Source organism: Kitasatospora sp. NPDC089797 (genome assembly GCF_040684795.1).
GTDB lineage: Bacteria > Actinomycetota > Actinomycetes > Streptomycetales > Streptomycetaceae > Kitasatospora.
In genome coordinates this window covers 55,180-73,014 of the sequence record NZ_JBFBGS010000027.1, presented here as the reverse complement: position 1 = coordinate 73,014, position 17,835 = coordinate 55,180, and the positions used below count along the sequence as shown (strand labels likewise).

Sequence of the window (17,835 nt, the reverse complement as noted above, 5' to 3'; positions counted from 1 at the left end):
CAGGATCGCTGACCGCCCGTCACCGTCCCTCACACGTGCGGAGGCTCCACGTCCGAGTCCAGCCGGGTGCCCGCCTTCACCGCCACCGTGGTCGGGTGCTCCTCCCCCAGCGTGACCCGGGCCCGCCGGATGCAGTCCGCCCGCAGCTCGGCGGCCCGTTCGGTCTCCCCGAGCGCCGCCAGCGTCAGCGACAGGTTGGAGTTGATGCCGATCGAGTCGTAGTGGTCCGGGCCCAGCGTCTCGGTCATCAGCGGCGCGGCCTCCTGCTCCAGTACGAGCGCGGCCCGGGTCTCGCCGCCCAGCACCAGGTCGTTCGCGTGGTTCATCATCGCGATCGGGATGTACAGGTGGTGCGCGCCGAGGGCGGTCCGGAACTGCGCGAGCGTGCGCCCGGACAGCTCGCGCGCCTCCGCGGCCCGCCCGGACAGCCGGAGGTAGACCGAGAGGTTGTTGGCGCCGGCCAGTGTGACCGGGTGGTTCTCGCCCAGGTAGTCGCGGTACCGCGCGAGCGCCCGCTCGGCCAGCGGGATGGCCCGGTCGGTGTCGCCGAGCGCGTTGTAGTCGCTGGCCAGGTTGGTCGCGGCGGCCAGGGTGTCCGGGTGCTCGGGGCCGTTGATGTCCAGGTAGCGCTGGTAGATGTCCTCGTCGATCTCCACCGCCTCCTGGTAGCGCCCGGCCCGGCGCAGCGCCACGGCGAGGTTCTTGCGGGCCCGCAGGGTGTCGGTGTGGTTGTCCCCGATGGTCTGCTGGTAGATCCGGACGGTCTCCTCCAGCAGGTCCAGGGCCTCCCGCAGCCGCCCGGTCTCGCGCAGGTCGCGGGCGTAGTTGGAGGCGGAGGAGAGCGCGTACAGGCTGTGCGCGCCGAGGGCTTCGCGCTGCTGGAGGTAGTTGCTGCGGTGCCGTTCCAGCGCGGCGTAGCGGTCACCGGCCAGGTAGTCGGAGACGGCCAGGTTGTTGGTGATCATCAGGGTGCGCGGGTGGTCCGGCCCGAGGGTGCGCCGGGCGGCGTCCAGGGTCTTCCGGTCGAGCGCCCGGGCCTCGTCGTAGCGGCCGAGGAAGCGCAGGTCGGCGCCGAGGCTGTTGGCGACGGCGAGGGTGTGCGAGTGCTCCGGGCCCAGGGTCGCGGTGAACCGCTCCAGGATGTCCCGGTCGGTCTCGTACGCCTCCTGGAGGGCGCCCTGGGAGCGGCGGATGTTGCTCAGCTGGGTGCGCAGCATCAGCGTCTGGGCGTCGTTGTCGACGTCGAAGTCGGGCCCGCCGTAGCCGTCCTCGCGCCAGTGGTCCAGGGTCCGCTCGGCCAGTTCCCGGCCGGACTCGTGCAGGCTGCGCTTCCACTGGTAGCGGACCGAGTCGATGATCCACTGCCGGACGTCCTCGTCGGCGCTGTCGACGGCGCCGGACGGCCAGAGGTGGGGCAGGAGTTCGGCGTACTCGGCCCAGTTGGTCGGGATGTCCGGGTCGCCGGGGTTGGCGGTGGCCAGCGCCGCGTGCACCACTCCGCGCAGTTCGGCCTGCCGCTCCTCCTCGACCTGGTCCCGCAGCACGGCCTGGACCAGCCGGTGGACCGTGATGGTCTCGCTGCCCTGGTCGGTGCGGGCCAGCCCGAACCGGTTGATGGCCCGCAGGAACTCGCCGATCGCCAGCTTGTCGCGCGGGGCACGCGGGGGCAGCCGCAGGGCGCGGGTGACGGCCCGGCTGTAGAGCAGCTTCATCGGGATGGCGTCCGGGCCGAAGAACGCGCAGATCTCCAGGATCTGGGCGGCCGGGGCGTTCATCCGGCGCAGTTCCTCGACCGAGATGCGCCAGGTGGCGGCGGCGGAGTGCGGGTACTCGGCGGGGCGCAGTCGGGTGCGCTCCAGCATCTCGGTGAGCTCGTCGTCGAGCAGTTCGAGGTAGGTCGCGATCGGCATCGACGTCTCCTGGAGCCAGACGGCGGCCTGGCCGACGGCGAGCGGGAGGTCGCCGAGCCGGTGCGCGACCTGGTCGGCGTCCTCCGGCGAGAGGCCGCTGTTGAAGCGGCGCAGCAGCCGGATGGACTCCTCGCGCAGGAAGACGTCCACCTCGACCAGGCCGGCGTGCCGGGCCCAGCCCTGGTTGCGGGAGGTGATCAGCACGTGCCCGCCGGCGGAGCCGCCGGGCTGCCAGGGGGCGAGTTCCTCGGGGGTGCCGGCGTTGTCGAAGACCAGCAGCCAGCGGCGGTACGGGTGGCCGCGGCGCAGCGCGTCCAGCACCGCGGCGGCGGTGTGCGCGACGTCGTCGCTGGTCGGCACCCCGAGCCGGGGGGCGAGTTCGGCGAGCTTCTGCGGGATGTTGGCGGGCTCCTCGGCGGGCACCCACCAGATCACGTCGTAGGCGGACTTGAAGCGGTGCGCGTACTCGGCGGCGATCTGGGACTTGCCGGCACCGCCGAAGCCGTACAGGACCTGGCTGAGCACGGCGGCGGGGCCGCCGGTGAAGCGGTTGCGGAGCAGTTCCAGCAGTTTGCCCCGGCCGATGAAGGCGGCGTTGCGCGAGGGTGCCTCCTGGACCGGCGGGGCGGTGCCGGGGAAGCGCGCCGGGGCCATGAACTCACCGCTGTCGGAGTCGAACTGGCGGTTGCTGCCGGGCGGCGGGCCGAGCTCGCCGTACAGTTGGGCCTCCGCTCCGGTCGCGGAGGAGCGGATCAGGTCGGGCACCGCCTGTCCGACGAACGGCCGGGGCACCGGCTCGTCCGAGTCCTGCAACCGCAGGCCGACCAACGCCGAAGCACCGGAGGCGAGTTCACGCCCCTGGAGGAGCTGCCAGACCTCGCCGGCCCGGGGCAGCGCGGTGTACTCGGGCGAGAGCAGCGCGAGCAGCCGGCCCTGGCCGTCGAGCGGGCCGGCGACCTCCGGCGGCCGCGGCCCGGGGTGCGGCTCGGCGGCGTTGTGCAGGGAGGTCTGGTAGCCGAACCGGGTGAGGGTGGCGGACGCCCACTCGGCCCACATCCGGTCCTCGGGCGCGTAGCTGACGAAGACCTGGCGGGGCACCGCCCGGGCCGAGCGCAGGTAGGCGGCGTACAGTCGGCGGCGGGCCTCGGAGCCGAGCGGGCGCAGCGAGCGGACCCGCCCGTCGGTGATCCACTCGGCCAGCCGCTCGAAGGCGTTGAGCAGGCTGCGCGCCTCCTGCGGCCGGTCGGCGACGGTGGCCGGCACCTCCTCGTAGGCGTAGAACGGCTTGTACGGCACCTCGACGTCGGCCCAGTAGGCGGCCCTGCGGTCCCCGGGCAGCCAGCGGCCGAGGTAGGGGGCGAACGCGTCGCGGGCGAAGTCCCGGCCGGCTTCGAGGCGTTCCTGTTCGGCGTCCTCGACCCGCATCGGCACCGGCAGCACCCGGATGGCCCGCTCCTCGGCCTCGGCGATGGCCTTGGCGGCGTCCACGCCGCCGCGGATGTTCTGGGCGCTGAAGGTGAAGCAGTCGACCACGGTGTCGGGCATCAGGACGGTGCAGATGCCGGAGGTGTCGCTGACGCCGGTGCGGCTGTCGATGAGCACGTAGTCGTACGCGCGCGCCCAGCGCTCCCGCAGCTCGCGCAGGAACTCGCCGCCCCGGATGTCCCGACCGTGGTAGAAGCTGCGCCAGTTGAAGCTGGTGACGGCGGCCGCGTAGGCGGCGTTCTGCCGGCCGGCGGGCAGGAAGTCGAGCCGGCCGCCGGCCGGTAGGTCGAGGGCGAGGCCGCAGAGGTAGCCGTCCAGCCGTCCGGGTTCGTCCAGCCAGGCTCCCGGGGGGCGGCCGGTCGGGCCGGTGGCGGAGGGCAGCGCCTGCTTGACGTACGAGCGCAGCAGGTCGATCAGGCCGTCCGTGGAGTGCAGTTCGGGGTCGACGAGGAGCGGGTGGTAGTAGCGGTGCAGCCCCGGCGCCTCCAGGTCCCAGTCGACCACCAGGACGCGCAGGCCCCGACTGGCCAGGATCCAGCCCACGTTGGCGAGCGCCATGGTCCGGCCGGTACCGCCCTTGAACGAGTAGAACGTGACGACCGAGCCCGGCCCGCCGCGCCCCGGCTCCGCACCGGGCTCAGTGTTCATCGTCCGTCTCCCCTCGACGGGACAGGGCCGTCGTGGCCGCCCGGGCGCGGCCCGGGTACGTCGTTCGGCGCCGGATCCGGATCACGGCGCGCGGACGGGCTCCGCGGCGGACCGGAGGGACTCGGCGGGCCGGCCGGGATGGCCAGGCCGGGCATCACCGAGCCGCCGCCCGGACCGAAGCCGAAGGCGTCGCCGCCATCGTCCCCCCAATCCAAGTTGTCGTCCATGAGCTTGTTCTGAGCGACCGTCACCATGATGGCGAGGTCGCTGTCGAAGCTCTCCTGGCTCACTTTCACCCGGAACAAGTGCTCCGGATCGCGCCGGCGCAGCCAGTTGCGGCGGAACACTCCGCGCACGCCCGCCCAGGGCGCTTCGCGCTCCCCGTCCGGGTCGCCGCCGCCGATCGGCACCATCACTCCGGTGACCGGGTGGTTCTGGTCGTCGTACTCGCGCAGGGCGCCGCGGTAGCGCTCGTGCCCGGCCGCCCACGGGTCCACCAGCAGGACGCTGACCTGACTGTCCTCCCGGGCCTGGTCGAGCTTCTCGCCGAGCCCGGCGCCGATCTCCTCCAGCGTGGTGGTGTGCCCGGCGTTGGTGATCACCCGCTGGGCGCGGGAGGCCAGCGAGGGCTGGGACGGCGGGTAGAACGGCGCCCAGTGCCAGGGCTTGGCACCGTACCGGCCCTCCGGGTACGAGCCGCCCTCGGCTGCGGCCTCGGAGGCCCGGCCGGCCGCGATGAAGAGCCGCACCATGCCGGGCTCGGCGGCGGGCGCGGGCACGGCCGGCCCGGGGAAGTAGCCGCGGACGGCGTCGAGGTCGAACTCGGGCAGCTCGGCGAGCCGCCGCACGGCCGCGTCCCGGATCCGCCCGGCGACCACCCGGACCACCTGCCGGTAGGCGTCCTGCTGGGCGGTGCGCAGCAGGGCGCGCAGGCCGTGCCGGGCGTAGGCGTCGCCCATGTCCGGCTGGGCCCACTGGATCTTGGTGACCTCGGGGACGAGGTCCCCGTGCGCGACCGGCTCCCAGAGCACCGGGATCAGCGCGGCGACCGGCTCCGCGGTCTCCTCGTGGTGGCGCCGGACCCTGCCCCGGAAGGCGGTCCACTCCTTGCCGCAGTACACGCTCGCGAAGTAGGCCGGCGAGTAGAGCGCGACCATGGTCCGGCTGCGGCCGAGCATCAGGGCCAGCTTGTCCGCCCACTCGTCGCCCAGGCGCAGCCGCTCGGTGTCCCGGAAGGCGAGTTCGTCGGCGTGGACGGCCGAGCCGAGGACGCGCCCGAGTTCGTCCCTCAGGTCGTTGAAGAACTGGTCGACGAAGGCGTCCTCCGCCTCGAAGTCCCGACGCGCGTAGCTGAAGAAGAAGTACGGCCGCTGCTGTTCCCGCTCACTCACCTGTTCCCCCCGACCCCGACGGCGCTGGTCTCATACCCAGCATGTCGTGAACTGCACCAGGAAGGAGGGGAGTTGTCGGATTCTACCGACCCCGGGGGGTTTAGCCGACGGTCAGCGGCGGGTCAGCGAAGTTCGAGCGCCGACTGGAAGGCGGCGAGCGGCTCGGCGCCGGGCGTCAGGGCGTCCGCCACCACCCGGCGCAGCAGGTCCCCGAGGACGGTGTCCGGCAGGGCGTCGAGTTCGTCGAGCGGCAGCGCGGAGACGTCGACCAGGTCAGAGCCGAGTCCAGCAGCGGGTCCCGCACCGGTGACGCTCATCAGTCCCTCACTCGATCGTGCCGGCACAACCGGCTACAGCCCGGAGAAATCACCGACCCAGCTCCGCGACGCGCACATTCTACACAAAACGGTGACGGCCCGTCAGGTACGGCCTGACGCCGCGCCCGCCCGTCACGGGCAGAGGCGCTCCACCCGCCACCCCGTCGGGCCCGCCGGGTCGGCAACGTAGCGCAGCCGGTCGTGCAGGCGGTTCCCGCGCCCCTGCCAGAACTCCACGCTCTCCGGGACGACCCGGTAGCCGCCCCAGAACGGCGGGACGGGGACGCCCTCGCCCTCCGGGTAGCGGCGCTCCAGGTCGGCGTAGCGCTGTTCGAGGACGGCCCGGCTGCCGACCGGGCTGGACTGCTCGCTGGCCCAGGCGCCGAGTTGGGAGCCGTGCGGGCGGGTGCGGAAGTAGGCGGCGGTCTCGTCCCGGCCGACCTTCTCGACCCGGCCCTGGACGATCACCTGGCGGGCCAGCGCGATCCACGGGAAGAGCAGCCCCGCGTACGGGTTGACGGCGAGCTCGGAGCCCTTGCGGGAGCCGTAGTTGGTGAAGAAGACGAAGCCGCGGGCGTCGTAGCCCTTGAGCAGGACGGTGCGCGAGCTGGGCCGCCCCCGGTCGTCGGCGGTGGACAGCACCATGGCGTTGGGCTCCACCACCCCGGCGTCGTCCGCCTCGTGGAACCAGCGGGTGAACTGGCCGATCGGCTCGGGGGCGAGCTGCTCCTCGGCCAGGCCCTCGTGGCTGTAGTGCTTGCGCATCACGGTGAGGTCCGGACCGGGTCGGGCCTCGTCGGCCAGGGACCGGGTGGCGGGGCTCAGCGGCGTCGAGTGGGCGCGTTCCGGGGTCTGCACGCCAACATCATCCCGTACGACAAGCAACGGGCACCGCTACCTCCGGACAAACCCCGGTCGGAGATATGGTGACTCGCCGCCGCTCGGCCGCCCGCCGTACGGGGAATTGTCCGGAAGCGGGCGTTTGGCCCCAGGGGTTTCCGGGGCAGGACCGAGCCCCGGCGGGAACGTCGAACGACCTCACGGGAAACATCACCGCGGTGGTGTATGGCGCAATGCACCCCGTGCCTGTCACTCTGGCACCGAGTGCCAACCACGATTCGGTCACTGGCGTGCCGCCCCACCACGGCGGAGCGCCGATCGCAGAACTGAAGGAGCCGTCGCATGTCCGATTTCGTACCCGGGCTTGAGGGAGTCGTCGCGTTCGAGAGCGAGATCGCCGAGCCCGACCGGGAGGGCGGCGCCCTGCGGTACCGCGGTGTCGACATCGACGACCTCGTCGGCAACGTCTCCTTCGGCCACGTGTGGGGCCTGCTCGTGGACGGCAAGTTCAACCCCGGCCTGCCGGCCGCCGAGCCCTTCCCGATCCCGGTGCACTCCGGCGACATCCGGGTCGACGTCCAGTCCGCGCTCGCCATGCTCGCCCCGGTCTGGGGCCTCAAGCCGCTGCTCGACATCTCCGCCGAGCAGGCCCGCGACGACCTCGCCCGGGCCGCCGTGATGGCGCTGTCCTACGTCGCCCAGTCCGCCCGCGGCCAGGGCCTGCCGATGGTCCCGCAGAGCGAGATCGACAAGGCCGGGACGGTCGTCGAGCGGTTCATGATCCGCTGGCGCGGCGAGCCGGACCCGAAGCACGTCAAGGCCGTCGACGCCTACTGGACCTCGGCCGCCGAGCACGGCATGAACGCCTCCACCTTCACCGCCCGGGTCATCGCCTCCACCGGCGCCGACGTCGCGGCCGCGCTCTCCGGTGCGGTGGGCGCGATGTCCGGCCCGCTGCACGGCGGCGCCCCCTCCCGGGTGCTCGGCATGATCGAGGAGATCGAGCGCACCGGCGACGCCACCGCCTGGGTCAAGAACGCGCTGGACAAGGGCGAGCGCCTGATGGGCTTCGGCCACCGCGTCTACCGCGCCGAGGACCCGCGCGCCCGGGTGCTGCGCCGCACCGCCAAGGAGCTCGGCGCCCCGCGCTTCGAGGTCGCCGAGGCGCTGGAGAAGGCGGCCCTGGAGGAGCTGCACAACCGCCGCCCCGACCGGGTGCTCGCCACCAACGTCGAGTTCTGGGCCGCGATCATGCTGGACTTCGCCGAGGTCCCCGCGCACATGTTCACCTCCATGTTCACCTGTGCGCGCACCGCGGGCTGGTCGGCGCACATCCTGGAGCAGAAGCGCACCGGTCGCCTCGTGCGCCCCTCCGCGCGCTACACGGGCCCCGGCCCGCGCCGCCCCGAGGAGATCGAGGGCTGGGACGCCATCGCCCGCTGAACCCGGTCCGGCGCGCCCGCCCGCGCGCCGGGACACCACCTCTGACCAGCGGGTCCGGCACCGGCCGGGCCCGCCGTCCGGGGCCGCCGAGCGGTCCGGATCACAGTCTCAGCGGGCGGACGACCGTACCCCGGACGATGCCTCAGCCAGTAGGCTGCGCGGGTGGCTCAGATCCAGATCCCCGCTGACATCAAGCCCGCAGACGGCCGTTTCGGCTGCGGACCGTCCAAGGTGCGCCCCGAGGCCCTGAGTGCCCTCGCCGCCACCCAGGCCTCCCTGCTCGGCACCTCGCACCGCCAGGCCCCGGTCAAGAACCTGGTCAAGCGCGTGCGCGAGGGCGTGAGCAGCCTGTTCTCGCTGCCGGACGGCTACCAGGTCGTCCTCGGCAACGGCGGCTCCACCGCCTTCTGGGACATCGCCGCCTTCGGCCTGGTGCGGGAGAAGTCCCAGCACCTGGACTTCGGCGAGTTCTCCTCGAAGTTCGCCTCCTCGGTCAAGGCCGCCCCGTGGCTGGCCGAGCCGACGGTGATCAAGACCGCCCCGGGCACCCACCCGCTGCCGGTCGCCGAGGCCGGCGTGGACGTCTACGGCCTCACCCACAACGAGACCTCGACCGGCGTCGCGATGCCGATCCGGCGCCCGGCCGGCGCCGACCAGGGCTCGCTGGTGCTGGTGGACGCCACCTCGGGCGCCGGCGGCCTGCCGGTCGACATCACCGAGACCGACGTCTACTACTTCGCCCCGCAGAAGTCCTTCGCCTCCGAGGGCGGCCTGTGGCTGGCCACCTTCTCCCCGGCCGCCCTGGAGCGCGCCGCCGAGATCGCCGGCTCCGGACGCTACGTCCCGCCGTTCTTCTCGCTCCCGACGGCCATCGACAACTCGTCGAAGGACCAGACCTACAACACCCCGTCGATCGCCACCCTGTTCCTGCTGGCCGACCAGCTGGAGTGGATCAACGGCAACGGCGGGCTGGACTGGGCCGTCGCCCGAACGGCTGATTCCTCGTCCCGGCTGTACGCCTGGGCCGAGAAGTCCTCGTTCGCCAACCCGTTCGTGGCGAACCCGGCCGAGCGCTCCCAGGTGGTCGGCACCGTCGACTTCGACGAGTCGGTGGACGCCGCCGCGGTCGCCAAGGCACTGCGTGCCAACGGCATCGTGGACACCGAGCCGTACCGCAAGCTGGGCCGCAACCAGCTGCGGATCGCGATGTTCCCGGCGATCGACCCGGCGGACGTCGAGGCCCTGACCCACTGCATCGACTACGTGGTCGAGCAGCTCTGACGGGCTCCGAGCACGGCTGAGGGCCACCGCCTGCGGGCGGTGGCCCTCTCGCCGTTCCGGGGGCGGGCGCCGGTGAACCGGGCGCCGGCGCGCCGGACACCCACGGGCCGCCCGGTCAGGCCGGGGGCGGGCCGGGGCTACTTGCCGGCCAGCGAGCTGATCAGCACGACGACCAGCAGCAGCACCAGGGTGCCGGAGACGATGCGGTTTCGAGTCTTGGGATCCACGGTCATCGAGCGTACCTCCGGCTCACACCGACACGAATCCCAGGCCCTCAGCTCCGGTCGGCCAGCGCCCAGGAGCGCAGCGACGCGTAGTGGGCGAAGCCGCCGCTCAGGTCGCTCCGCATCAGGTGCAGCTCGGCGGCCCGCCACTCCGGCCCCCGGTACGGCGCCAGCGCGGCCGTCAGCCCGTCCAGCTCCGCCTCGGCGGCCCGCCGGGCGGCCCTCGGGACGGCCCGCCGGTGGCCGCCCCGTGAGGAGCCGGCCCGGGCCAGCGTGAGGTGCGGGTGGAAGGCGAGGGCCCCGCCCCCGCCGGCGGGCCTGGCGGTGAACCCGGCGGTGGCCTCGGTCACGGCCTCCGCGAGCCGGCGGATCGCCCGGGTCTGCCCCTCGACCCCGGCCCAGAGCACCCGGTCCCCGAACCGGCCGGAGCCGGCGATCCGCAGCCGGTGCGCCGGCTGGACGGCCGCGACGGCGGCCAGGCCGGCCTCCAGCTCCGGCAGCCGCTCGGCCGGGACCTCGCCGAGGAAGGCCAGGGTCAGGTGCCAGCCCTCGACGGCGGTCCAGCGCAGCCGGTCCGCCCCGGGCAGCCCGCGCACCGGGGCGACGGCCGCGGAGAGCCCCTGCAGCGCCTCGACGGGCGGCAGGACCGCGACGAACAGTCTCATGATCCAATCTTCCCCCGCCCGACGGCACGGTGTAGAACGGTTTTCCATGAAGATCCGCAACGGGGGGCCCGCGGACGTCCCCGACATCCTGTCCCTGCTCGACGGCGCCGTCTCCTGGCTGGCGGCCGGGGAGCGCACCGGCCAATGGGGCGACCAGCCCTTCAGCACCATCCCGGCCCGGGTCGACCAGGTCGCCTCGTACACCGGGGAAGGCTTCCTGGTCCGGCTCGCGGTGGACGAGGAGGGCCGCACGGTCGGCTGCTGCGTACTGGCCGAGCAGCGCGGCAGGTTCGTCCCGCCCTCGAAGGAGCCCGAGCTCTACGTCCGCCTCCTGGTCACCGACCGCACCCGCAAGGGCTCCGGCATCGGCGCCGCGCTGATCGCCGACGCGGTCGAGGAGACCCGCCGCCGCGGCTTCGACCTGCTCCGGGTCGACTGCTACGCCGGCAACGACCGCAAGCTGGTCGGCCAGTACCGGGCGCTCGGGTTCACCGAGACCGAGACCTTCGAGGCCGAGCAGCCGTCCGGCCCGTGGCCCGGCCAGGTGCTGGAGATCCGGCTCTGACCCGCCGCCGGGGCCGCAGCGCCTGAGCCGCGGCCCCGAACCGGCGCGCCCGAACACCGGAGCGCCGGAACACCGGAACGCCCCGAGGAAGGACCTCGGGGCGTTCCGACCATCACCTTCCGACCATCACCTTCCGACCACCGCCCTCCGGCGATCACCTTTCGGCGATCGTCCACCGGCGAACAGTTCCGGACGATCCGTCAGCAGGCCGTCGCCAGCTCGGACTTGCTCGCCCGACCGGCACGCGGCACGACGGCCACCACCCGACCGCCCCGCCCCGGGTGCAGGTCGAACCGCACCCTCAGGTCGGCGCTGCGGGCCAGCACCAGGCCGACCGCGGCAGCCGCCAGCGCGGACACCAGGCCGCAGGCCAGCAGGCCGAGCCGGGGGCCGTACGAGGCGGTCACCCAGCCGACGATCGGGGCGCCGATCGGCGTGCCGCCGGTGAAGACCAGCACCAGCAGGCCCATCACCCGACCGCGCATCTCGGGGTCGGTGGACAGCTGCAGCATGGAGTTGACCGAGGTGTTGAAGCTCAGCCCGAACACCCCGATCAGCGTCAGCAGCAGCGCGAAGGTCCAGTAGTCGGGCGCGAAGGCCGCGACCACCTCCAGCGTGCCGAAGGCCAGCGCCGCGCCGACCAGCCGGCGCAGCCGGGGCGCGCCCCGACGGGCCGCGAGCAGCGCGCCGGCCAGCGAGCCGACCGCCATCGCGGTGTTCAGCAGGCCGTACTGCCCGGCGCCCACCTTGAAGGTGTCGTACGCGAAACCGGACAGCAGGGTCGGGAAGTTGAACCCGAAGGTGCCGATGAAGCCGGCCAGCACCATCGGCCAGAGCAGCTCGGGCCGCTCCTTCACGTACCGCAGGCCCTCGCGCAGCTGGCCCTTCTCCCGGGCGATCGGCTCGGTCGGGCGCAGCTCGGACTCCCGCATCGCGAGCAGTCCGCCGATCACGGCGGCGAAGGACAGCGCGTTGACGGCGAAGGCCCAGCCGCTGCCGACCGCGGCGATCAGCAGGCCCGCGACGGCGGGGCCGACCAGCCGGGCGGTCTGGAAGTTGGCGGCGTTCAGGCTGACGGCGTTGGCGAGGTCCTTGGGGCCGACCATCTCGGAGACGAAGGCCTGCCGGGTCGGGTTGTCGACCACGGTGACCAGGCCGAGCAGCAGGGCGAAGGCGTACACGTAGTACGGGGTGACCACGTCGCCGATGGTCAGCACGGCCAGACCGGCCGCGAGCAGGCCCATCGCGCCCTGGGTGTAGACCAGCAGCCGGCGCTTGGGCATCCGGTCGGCGAGCACGCCGCCGAACAGGCCGAGCAGCAGCATCGGCAGGAACTGCATGGCGGTGGTGATGCCGACCGCGAGCGGGCTGCCGGTGAGGCTGAGGACCAGCCAGTCCTGGGCGATCCGCTGCATCCAGGTCCCGGTGTTGGACACCACCTGGCCGGCGAAGTAGTAGCGGTAGTTGCGAACGCGCAGGGAGGAGAACATCCCCCGGGGCCGGGTGAACTCGGCTCCGGTCGGAGATGCGGCCGAAGGGGTTCGGCGCTGAGCGGCGGGGCCCGCCGCGGTGCGTTCGTCGGGGTCGTCGTCGCCGTTGCCGGGCAGCCCGCTGGGGGCGGGGGCCTGGGCGTCGGCGGCCGCGGTGTCCGCGGCGGGGTCGGTGGTGCGGTCGTCGGTACGGGCGGCGGCGCTGGCTGCGGCCGGCGGTGTCACGGTGGTCTCCCCTCGCGGCGCGACGGCCCTGGCGGTGGCCGTCGCGCTCCTGGTTACGGTGGTCGGTCCTGCGGTGATGCGGTGCTCCTTCTTCTCCCGGCGGCTCGCCGGGGTGGGTGTGCCTAGAGGTGTGCGAGCTTGTAGAGCACGGGTGCGGCCTCCCGGAGGGCGGCCCACTCGTCGTCGTCGAGCCCTTGGGCGAGCTCGGCGAGCCAGGCGTTTCGGCGCCGACGACTCTCCGCGAGGATCGTCTCGGCCTGCTCGGTGCTGCTGACGACCACCTGGCGGCGGTCCTCGGGGTGCGGCTCCCGCCGCACCAGCCCCTTCTCCTCCAGCATCGCGACGATCCTGGTCATCGAGGGAGGCTGCACGTGCTCCTTCCGGGCGAGCTCACCCGGCGTCGCCTTTCCGCACCGGGCGAGGGTGCCCAGCACTCCCATCTCGGTGGGACTCAACGACTCCTCCACCCGCTGGTGTTTGAGTCGTCGGGAGAGGCGCATGGTGGACGACCGCAGCTGAGAGATCGCTGCGAGGTCCTGCTCGGACATCTCGGGCATCTCTTTAGCTTACGTCATTACCCTCGCTAAGGAAAAACGGGTTCCCACCGTGCCGGAGGATCGGGCCGGTGCCATATTGGTCATGGGTGATCGTTCCCACCTCCGGAATCGTCCCCGCCTCCCGGAAGGGCCGACCAGACATGTCCGACCTCGCCTCCGAACCGTCCGCACCGTCGCCGCAGGCCACCGGGCCCACGCCGGACCCGCAGGACGACTCCGGCTTCGCCCGGCTCGCCATGGTCACCATCGACTGCGCCGACCCGGTGGCACTGGCCGCCTTCTACGGCGAGCTGCTCGGCTGGGAGACCCGGCACGTCGACGAGCGCTTCGCGATCCTGGACAACCCGGAGGGCGGCAGCCCGCTGGGCTTCGGGCGGGTGACGGGGTACCGGCCGGAGCCGTGGACGGAGCCGGACGGCAGCAAGCACTTCCACCTCGACTTCTACGTGGACGACCTGGAGGAGTCCACCGCGAAGGCCCTGGCGCTCGGCGCGACCGAGCCCGGCTACCAGCACGGCCGCACCCTCAGGGTGCTGATCGACCCGGCGGGCCACCCGTTCGGCCTCGCCCCGCTGGAGCAGGCGGTCGGGCAGTAACACCCCGCACCCCGCACCCCGCACCCCGACACTCCCGCATCCCCGCATCCCCGCACCCCCGCCCCCCGGGGGGTCATGCGCAGGCGGTGTCAGGGCTTGGTGCCAAGATCTTGCAGGCGACGTAAAGGTCCATGCTGACCTGGGAGTTCACGAAAACCACGAACCTTGTGCGACCGCGCGGCAGTCGTTACTGTCCCCGTTGTCAGGGGCACCACACGCCAGGTCTCCTCTCGATGGCACCCGTTCCGTGCCCCTCCCCCACCTTCCGCCCCCGGCGACCCGGCCTGCCGCGTCCGCCCGAGCCCTGGCGCCCTCAACCCCTCGTCCAGGGAGCTCAATTGGGTGAGATCCACCATGCCGACCACGGCTGGGTGACACCGGCGGTCTCGTACTTCGTCGCCTGCGTGGGCGCCTTCGTCGCCCTGCGCAGCGCCCGCTGGGCACTCGTCTCCGAGGGCCGCACCAGGGTCGTCTGGCTGCTGTTCGCCTCGACCTCGCTCGGGGCCGGCATCTGGTCCATGCACTTCATCGCGATGCTGGGCTTCTCCGTCACCGGCGTCGAGATCAGCTACCAGCCGCTGCTGACCGTGGTCAGCCTGCTGGTCGCCGTCGCGGTGGTCGGCGTCGGCCTGTTCACCGTCGGCTACTGGCGCCGCCGACCCGCCCTGGCCCTGCTGATCGGCGGGCTGACCACCGGCCTCGGCGTCGCCGCGATGCACTACCTGGGCATGGCCGCCATGGTGCTGCCCGGCCACCTCGCCTACGACCGCACCACCGTGGGCCTGTCGGTCGCCATCGCGGTGTTCGCGGCCACGGCCGCGCTCTGGGCCGCACTCAACATCCGGGGCACCCTCGCCGTCCTGGCGGCCGCGCCGGTGATGGGCGTGGCCGTCTGCGCGATGCACTACACCGGGATGGCGGCGCTCTCCGTCCAGCTGGACTTCTCGCACTCCACCCAGGGCGGCGTGATGGCCCTGCAGTTCATCTTCCCGCTCGGGGTCGGGCTGGGCTGCTACGTCTTCTTCGGCTCGCTGGCCTTCGCCGTCTCGCCCAGCAAGCCCTCCACCCAGCCGCTGCTGTCCGGCCCGGCGGCCCCGCTGCCGCCCCGGCCGCCGCGCGTGCCCCCGCAGCGGCGCCGCCCGATGAGCGGCGTCGGCACCCGGCGCTGACGCCGGGCGACGGAAAGACCGACGTCCGGCCGGGTCCCCCACCCCGGCCGGACGTCTGCCGCACCCTGCGGGTGTACGGCCTCGGAGCCGCCCCCGGCAGCGGCCGCCTCAGGGCCGCCCGAGCAGCCCGGTCAGGTGCTCCGGCGTGGCCACCGGGCAGACCTTGCGCACGAAGTCCCGCCGCAGCCCGTGGTACGGCTCGCCCGCCCGGTAGAAGTTGCCGTGCATCCGGCGCAGTTCCTCGGCCCGGTACGCGGCGAGCGGCTTCGCCTCCTCGTCCTCCGCCCGGCGGCGCTTCTTGTCCACCAGCCGCCCGGTGAGCTCCGGCGAGGCGGCCAGCCCGGCGGCCTCCCGGGCCACCCAGCGGCGGAACTCCGCCGCGTCCCCGCCGGCCAGCCGGTCCACCAGGCCGATCCGGCGGGCGTGTTCGGCCCCGACCGGCAGCGCCTCCGTGGTCAGCCGCTCGGCCTGCTCGGCGCCGACCCGGGCCGGCAGGGTGTACGTCCAGTACTCGGAGCCGTACAGGCCCATCAGCCGGTAGTGCGGGTTGAGCACCGCCGAGTCCCGGCACCACACCTCGTCGGCGGCCAGCGCCAGCATCAGGCCGCCGGCCGCCGCGTTCCCGGCCAGCGCGGCGACGGTCAGCTTGTCGCCGGTGGTCAGGACGGCCTCGACCAGGTCGTCCATCGCGTTGATGTTCTCCCAGGACTCCAGGGCCGGGAAGGCCGCGCCCTCGATCACGTTGAGGTGGATCCCGTTGGAGTAGAAGTCCCGGGGCGCACCCAACACCAGTACCGAGGTGGGCCGTTCGGCCGCCGCGCGGTAGGCGGCCAGCAGCCGGCGGCACTGCTCGGTGCTCATCGCCCCGCCCGCGTAACCGAATTCGAGGAACCCGACGTCCCCCTCCTCGCGGTAGCGCAGCTCCGACCAGGTGGCCCGGCAGGCCGCGTCCGCGGGGGTCACCGGGACCTCCCGGACCCGGTGCAGCTCGTCGGCGAGCACCGTCGCGGCCGGCAGCTTGAAGGGGACCGGCCCGCCGGGGGTGCGGCGCGGGCGCAGCTGGGGGATCCAGACCGCGCCGTCCACGGTGGCCCGGCAGATCGCGCCGTCCCGGGTGGCCAGCACCGCGCCGGGCTCCGGGCCGCGCAGCTCGTCCTCGACGTGGCCGCCGTGCAGGAAGAACTCACGGCCGTACAGCTCGTCCAGCACACCGGGTTGGGAGTCGGCGGCGCGCAACTTCCGCAGCACGGTGGCGGTGTCGTCCCGCTGCCAGTCGATCCGGCGGGCCTCCTGCCGGAGCAGCGGCCGCAGTTCGCCGCGCACGTCCGGGCGGGCGTAGTCCAGCGGCTCGGGGCTGAACAGCCCGCCCTCGAAGCGCTGGACGGCCAGCAGGACGGCCTCGACGGCCGCGTCCGCGACCTCGTTCCGGTACAGCTCGCTCTTGCCGCACTCGGGGACGGGGAACTCCACGGACGCCCAGATGTCGCCCGCGTCCATCTCCTCGACGGCCTGGAGCACGGTGACGCCCCAGCGCCGCGCGTCCCCGGTGATCGCCCAGTCGAGCGAGGAGGGGCCACGGTCGCCCTTCGGGCCTGGGTGCACGATCAGCACCGTCCGGGTGGACCAGATGTCCGCCGGGACGGCCCGGGTGAGCATCGGGCAGATGATCAGCTCCGGATCGACCCGGGCCACCGCCTCCCTCATCTGTTCGTCGCCGAGCGCGAGTTGGACGGCGACCTGGTGGCCGCGCTCGCGCAGCTCGGTGTGGACGCGCTGGGTCAGGCTGTTGAACGCGGTGGCGATCAGGAGAATGCGCACAGGGGGCCTCCGGGCAGGGACTGCGGGTCGCGCGGAGGCGATGAAACCACGGCATGGACACGTAATGGTCACGTTCCGTGGCTCGGCGCTCCACTCTCACGCACCCCGCACACCTGTGGCCCCCGCGTGGCCCCGCTTCGCCGGATCTCCCCAGCCCCTCCCCGGAGTTGGCCTGGCGCCGGACACCGCGGACCGCCCTCCCGGATGCCCGCCCCCGGACCCTCCGGAGCCCCGACCGCTACCTCGGGAAGGCCCGGCGGGCCCGCCAGGTGGTGTGCTCGCGGGAGACCGCGTCCTCCGCCTCGGCGGCCAGCCGGGCCCACCGCTCCTCGGCGTCCGGCCCCCTGACGTCGAGGTCGGAGAGCTGGTTTCCGACGTTCTCCAGCTCGCGCGCGGCCATCTGGTACGCGGCGGCCAGCGGGCGCAGTTGCTTGAGCTGGGTCCAGGCGATGATCGAGGCGGCCGCGGCCGAGCTCGCCCCGAAGATGTGCACCTCCAGCGCGCCGGTCGCCTGGGCGATCGCCGCCGCCGCGCCGATGATGATCAGCGTCGCGATGCCGAGGCCCCAGGAGACCGCCTGCGACTCGCAGGACTCGGCCCGGGAGCGGTACCAGGTCCGCTGGCCCTCGACCCGGGTGCGCAGGTAGAGGGTGCGCCGGGCGGTCAGGCTGTCGGCCCGGGCGCGACGCATCTCGTCGGTGATCTCCGGGACGGTGCCGGGCGGCACGATCTCCGGGTCCTCGAAGGCCCGCAGCACGTCCTCGAGCTGGAGCAGGTAGCCGCGGTCGGCGTCCGCCGACTCGGCCTCGCCGCCGAACGGCCGGGCCCGGACGCTGTACTTCCAGGCCAGCGTCTTCACCGACTCGGCCGCCGCCCGCGCCTCGTACCACCGCCCCTGCGGGTTGCTGCGGCGCAGCCGGGACCAGAAGTAGCCGGCGACCAGGAACGCGGCCACCGAGAACAGTGGCTTGATATCGCTGTCTCCGGTGTGGTCCGGCCCGGGCAGCGACCCGATCAGCGCGGCGACCACCAGCATGGCGATCAGTCCGCGGTGCCAGCGCAGCGTCTCGCGCTGTCCGTCCAGTGAGGCCTTGTCCGCCTGCCAGAACAGCTCCGGCAGCAGTCGCGCCTCGACTCCCCCGGGCGGATCCTGTTGCACCATCGGTCGAGTCCCCTCCCCATCTCCGTCCAGGCAGTATTCCCGCCGCCAA

14 protein-coding genes are annotated in these 17,835 nt (G+C 73.3%); 5 read left to right on the top strand and 9 right to left on the bottom strand.

Translation table 11 applies throughout. The annotated features are described in order from the left end of the window. Positions 1 to 29 precede the first annotated feature (29 nt). The 4 genes from fxsT to pdxH all read right to left on the bottom strand — a co-directional run bounded on the left by fxsT (position 30) and on the right by pdxH (position 6,516). Positions 30 to 4,043 (bottom strand): FxSxx-COOH system tetratricopeptide repeat protein, encoded by a 4,014-nt coding sequence (fxsT, locus tag AB0O91_RS22670; protein WP_363435964.1) that lies wholly within the window; start codon positions 4,041 to 4,043, stop codon positions 30 to 32. Then, positions 4,040 to 5,434 carry a TIR-like protein FxsC gene (locus AB0O91_RS22665; RefSeq protein WP_363435962.1) on the bottom strand — a complete coding sequence of 465 codons (1,395 nt, stop codon included), beginning with the start codon at positions 5,432 to 5,434 and terminating at the stop codon, positions 4,040 to 4,042. The genes fxsT and AB0O91_RS22665 overlap by 4 nt, the downstream gene beginning before the upstream one ends. A gap of 122 nt (positions 5,435 to 5,556) precedes the next feature. Further along, on the bottom strand, positions 5,557 to 5,751 hold the full coding sequence (gene fxsA / locus AB0O91_RS22660; RefSeq protein ID WP_363435960.1) for an FxSxx-COOH cyclophane-containing RiPP peptide: 195 nt from the start codon (positions 5,749 to 5,751) through the stop codon (positions 5,557 to 5,559). 132 nt (positions 5,752 to 5,883) lie between these two features. Beyond that, the gene (gene pdxH / locus AB0O91_RS22655) at positions 5,884 to 6,516 is read right to left on the bottom strand and encodes a pyridoxamine 5'-phosphate oxidase (RefSeq protein ID WP_363436048.1); all 633 of its coding nucleotides are present in this window, start codon (positions 6,514 to 6,516) and stop codon (positions 5,884 to 5,886) included. 417 nt (positions 6,517 to 6,933) lie between these two features. Here pdxH and AB0O91_RS22650 point away from each other — a divergent pair, with 417 nt between their 5' ends. Next, the gene (locus AB0O91_RS22650) at positions 6,934 to 8,034 is read left to right on the top strand and encodes a citrate synthase 2 (RefSeq protein ID WP_363435959.1); all 1,101 of its coding nucleotides are present in this window, start codon (positions 6,934 to 6,936) and stop codon (positions 8,032 to 8,034) included. Between the two features lie 162 nt (positions 8,035 to 8,196). Continuing rightward, positions 8,197 to 9,315, top strand: a complete 1,119-nt coding sequence (serC, locus tag AB0O91_RS22645) for a phosphoserine transaminase (RefSeq protein WP_363435957.1) — start codon at positions 8,197 to 8,199, stop codon at positions 9,313 to 9,315. A gap of 274 nt (positions 9,316 to 9,589) precedes the next feature. On the opposite strand, the gene thpR is transcribed toward serC, so the two are convergent. Continuing rightward, positions 9,590 to 10,204: an RNA 2',3'-cyclic phosphodiesterase gene (thpR, locus tag AB0O91_RS22640; RefSeq protein ID WP_363435956.1), complete on the bottom strand. Its 615-nt coding sequence runs from the start codon at positions 10,202 to 10,204 to the stop codon at positions 9,590 to 9,592. Between the two features lie 46 nt (positions 10,205 to 10,250). Between thpR and AB0O91_RS22635 the strand changes: the two genes are divergently transcribed. Further along, positions 10,251 to 10,769, top strand: coding sequence for a GNAT family N-acetyltransferase (locus AB0O91_RS22635; RefSeq protein ID WP_363435954.1), 519 nt, complete (start codon positions 10,251 to 10,253; stop codon positions 10,767 to 10,769). Between the two features lie 200 nt (positions 10,770 to 10,969). Here AB0O91_RS22635 and AB0O91_RS22630 read toward each other — a convergent pair whose 3' ends face one another. Both AB0O91_RS22630 and AB0O91_RS22625 read right to left on the bottom strand, forming a co-directional pair. Further along, complete coding sequence (locus AB0O91_RS22630; RefSeq protein ID WP_363436046.1) at positions 10,970 to 12,259, bottom strand: MFS transporter; 1,290 nt, start codon at positions 12,257 to 12,259, stop codon at positions 10,970 to 10,972. A gap of 347 nt (positions 12,260 to 12,606) precedes the next feature. After that, positions 12,607 to 13,041 carry a MarR family transcriptional regulator gene (locus AB0O91_RS22625; protein ID WP_350517158.1) on the bottom strand — a complete coding sequence of 145 codons (435 nt, stop codon included), beginning with the start codon at positions 13,039 to 13,041 and terminating at the stop codon, positions 12,607 to 12,609. A gap of 140 nt (positions 13,042 to 13,181) precedes the next feature. Here AB0O91_RS22625 and AB0O91_RS22620 point away from each other — a divergent pair, with 140 nt between their 5' ends. Both AB0O91_RS22620 and AB0O91_RS22615 read left to right on the top strand, forming a co-directional pair. Then, positions 13,182 to 13,637, top strand: a complete 456-nt coding sequence (locus AB0O91_RS22620; RefSeq protein WP_363435951.1) for a VOC family protein — start codon at positions 13,182 to 13,184, stop codon at positions 13,635 to 13,637. Positions 13,638 to 13,975: 338 nt separating this feature from the next. Then, a complete protein-coding gene (locus AB0O91_RS22615; RefSeq protein ID WP_363435950.1) occupies positions 13,976 to 14,806 on the top strand; it encodes an MHYT domain-containing protein in 831 nt (276 codons plus the stop codon). A gap of 108 nt (positions 14,807 to 14,914) precedes the next feature. Here the strand turns inward: AB0O91_RS22615 and AB0O91_RS22610 are convergent, their stop codons facing one another. Together AB0O91_RS22610 and AB0O91_RS22605 are read right to left on the bottom strand one after the other, a co-directional pair. Next, complete coding sequence (locus AB0O91_RS22610) at positions 14,915 to 16,624, bottom strand: hydrogenase maturation protein (RefSeq protein WP_363435948.1); 1,710 nt, start codon at positions 16,622 to 16,624, stop codon at positions 14,915 to 14,917. Between the two features lie 238 nt (positions 16,625 to 16,862). Then, complete coding sequence (locus AB0O91_RS22605; RefSeq protein WP_363435947.1) at positions 16,863 to 17,786, bottom strand: DUF4231 domain-containing protein; 924 nt, start codon at positions 17,784 to 17,786, stop codon at positions 16,863 to 16,865. Positions 17,787 to 17,835 lie beyond the last annotated feature (49 nt).

Excerpts from the sequence above, each read along its gene's own strand:
- AB0O91_RS22650 (WP_363435959.1), top strand. The coding sequence starts at position 6,934 with ATGTCCGATTTCGTACCCGGGCTTGAGGGAGTCGTCGCGTTCGAGAGC.
- pdxH (WP_363436048.1), bottom strand. The coding sequence starts at position 6,516 with ATGCGCAAGCACTACAGCCACGAGGGCCTGGCCGAGGAGCAGCTCGCC.
- AB0O91_RS22620 (WP_363435951.1), top strand. The coding sequence starts at position 13,182 with ATGTCCGACCTCGCCTCCGAACCGTCCGCACCGTCGCCGCAGGCCACC.
- AB0O91_RS22605 (WP_363435947.1), bottom strand. The coding sequence starts at position 17,786 with ATGGTGCAACAGGATCCGCCCGGGGGAGTCGAGGCGCGACTGCTGCCG.
- AB0O91_RS22625 (WP_350517158.1), bottom strand. The coding sequence starts at position 13,041 with ATGCCCGAGATGTCCGAGCAGGACCTCGCAGCGATCTCTCAGCTGCGG.
- fxsT (WP_363435964.1), bottom strand. The coding sequence starts at position 4,043 with ATGAACACTGAGCCCGGTGCGGAGCCGGGGCGCGGCGGGCCGGGCTCG.
- thpR (WP_363435956.1), bottom strand. The coding sequence starts at position 10,204 with ATGAGACTGTTCGTCGCGGTCCTGCCGCCCGTCGAGGCGCTGCAGGGG.
- fxsA (WP_363435960.1), bottom strand. The coding sequence starts at position 5,751 with ATGAGCGTCACCGGTGCGGGACCCGCTGCTGGACTCGGCTCTGACCTG.
- AB0O91_RS22630 (WP_363436046.1), bottom strand. The coding sequence starts at position 12,259 with ATGTTCTCCTCCCTGCGCGTTCGCAACTACCGCTACTACTTCGCCGGC.
- AB0O91_RS22635 (WP_363435954.1), top strand. The coding sequence starts at position 10,251 with ATGAAGATCCGCAACGGGGGGCCCGCGGACGTCCCCGACATCCTGTCC.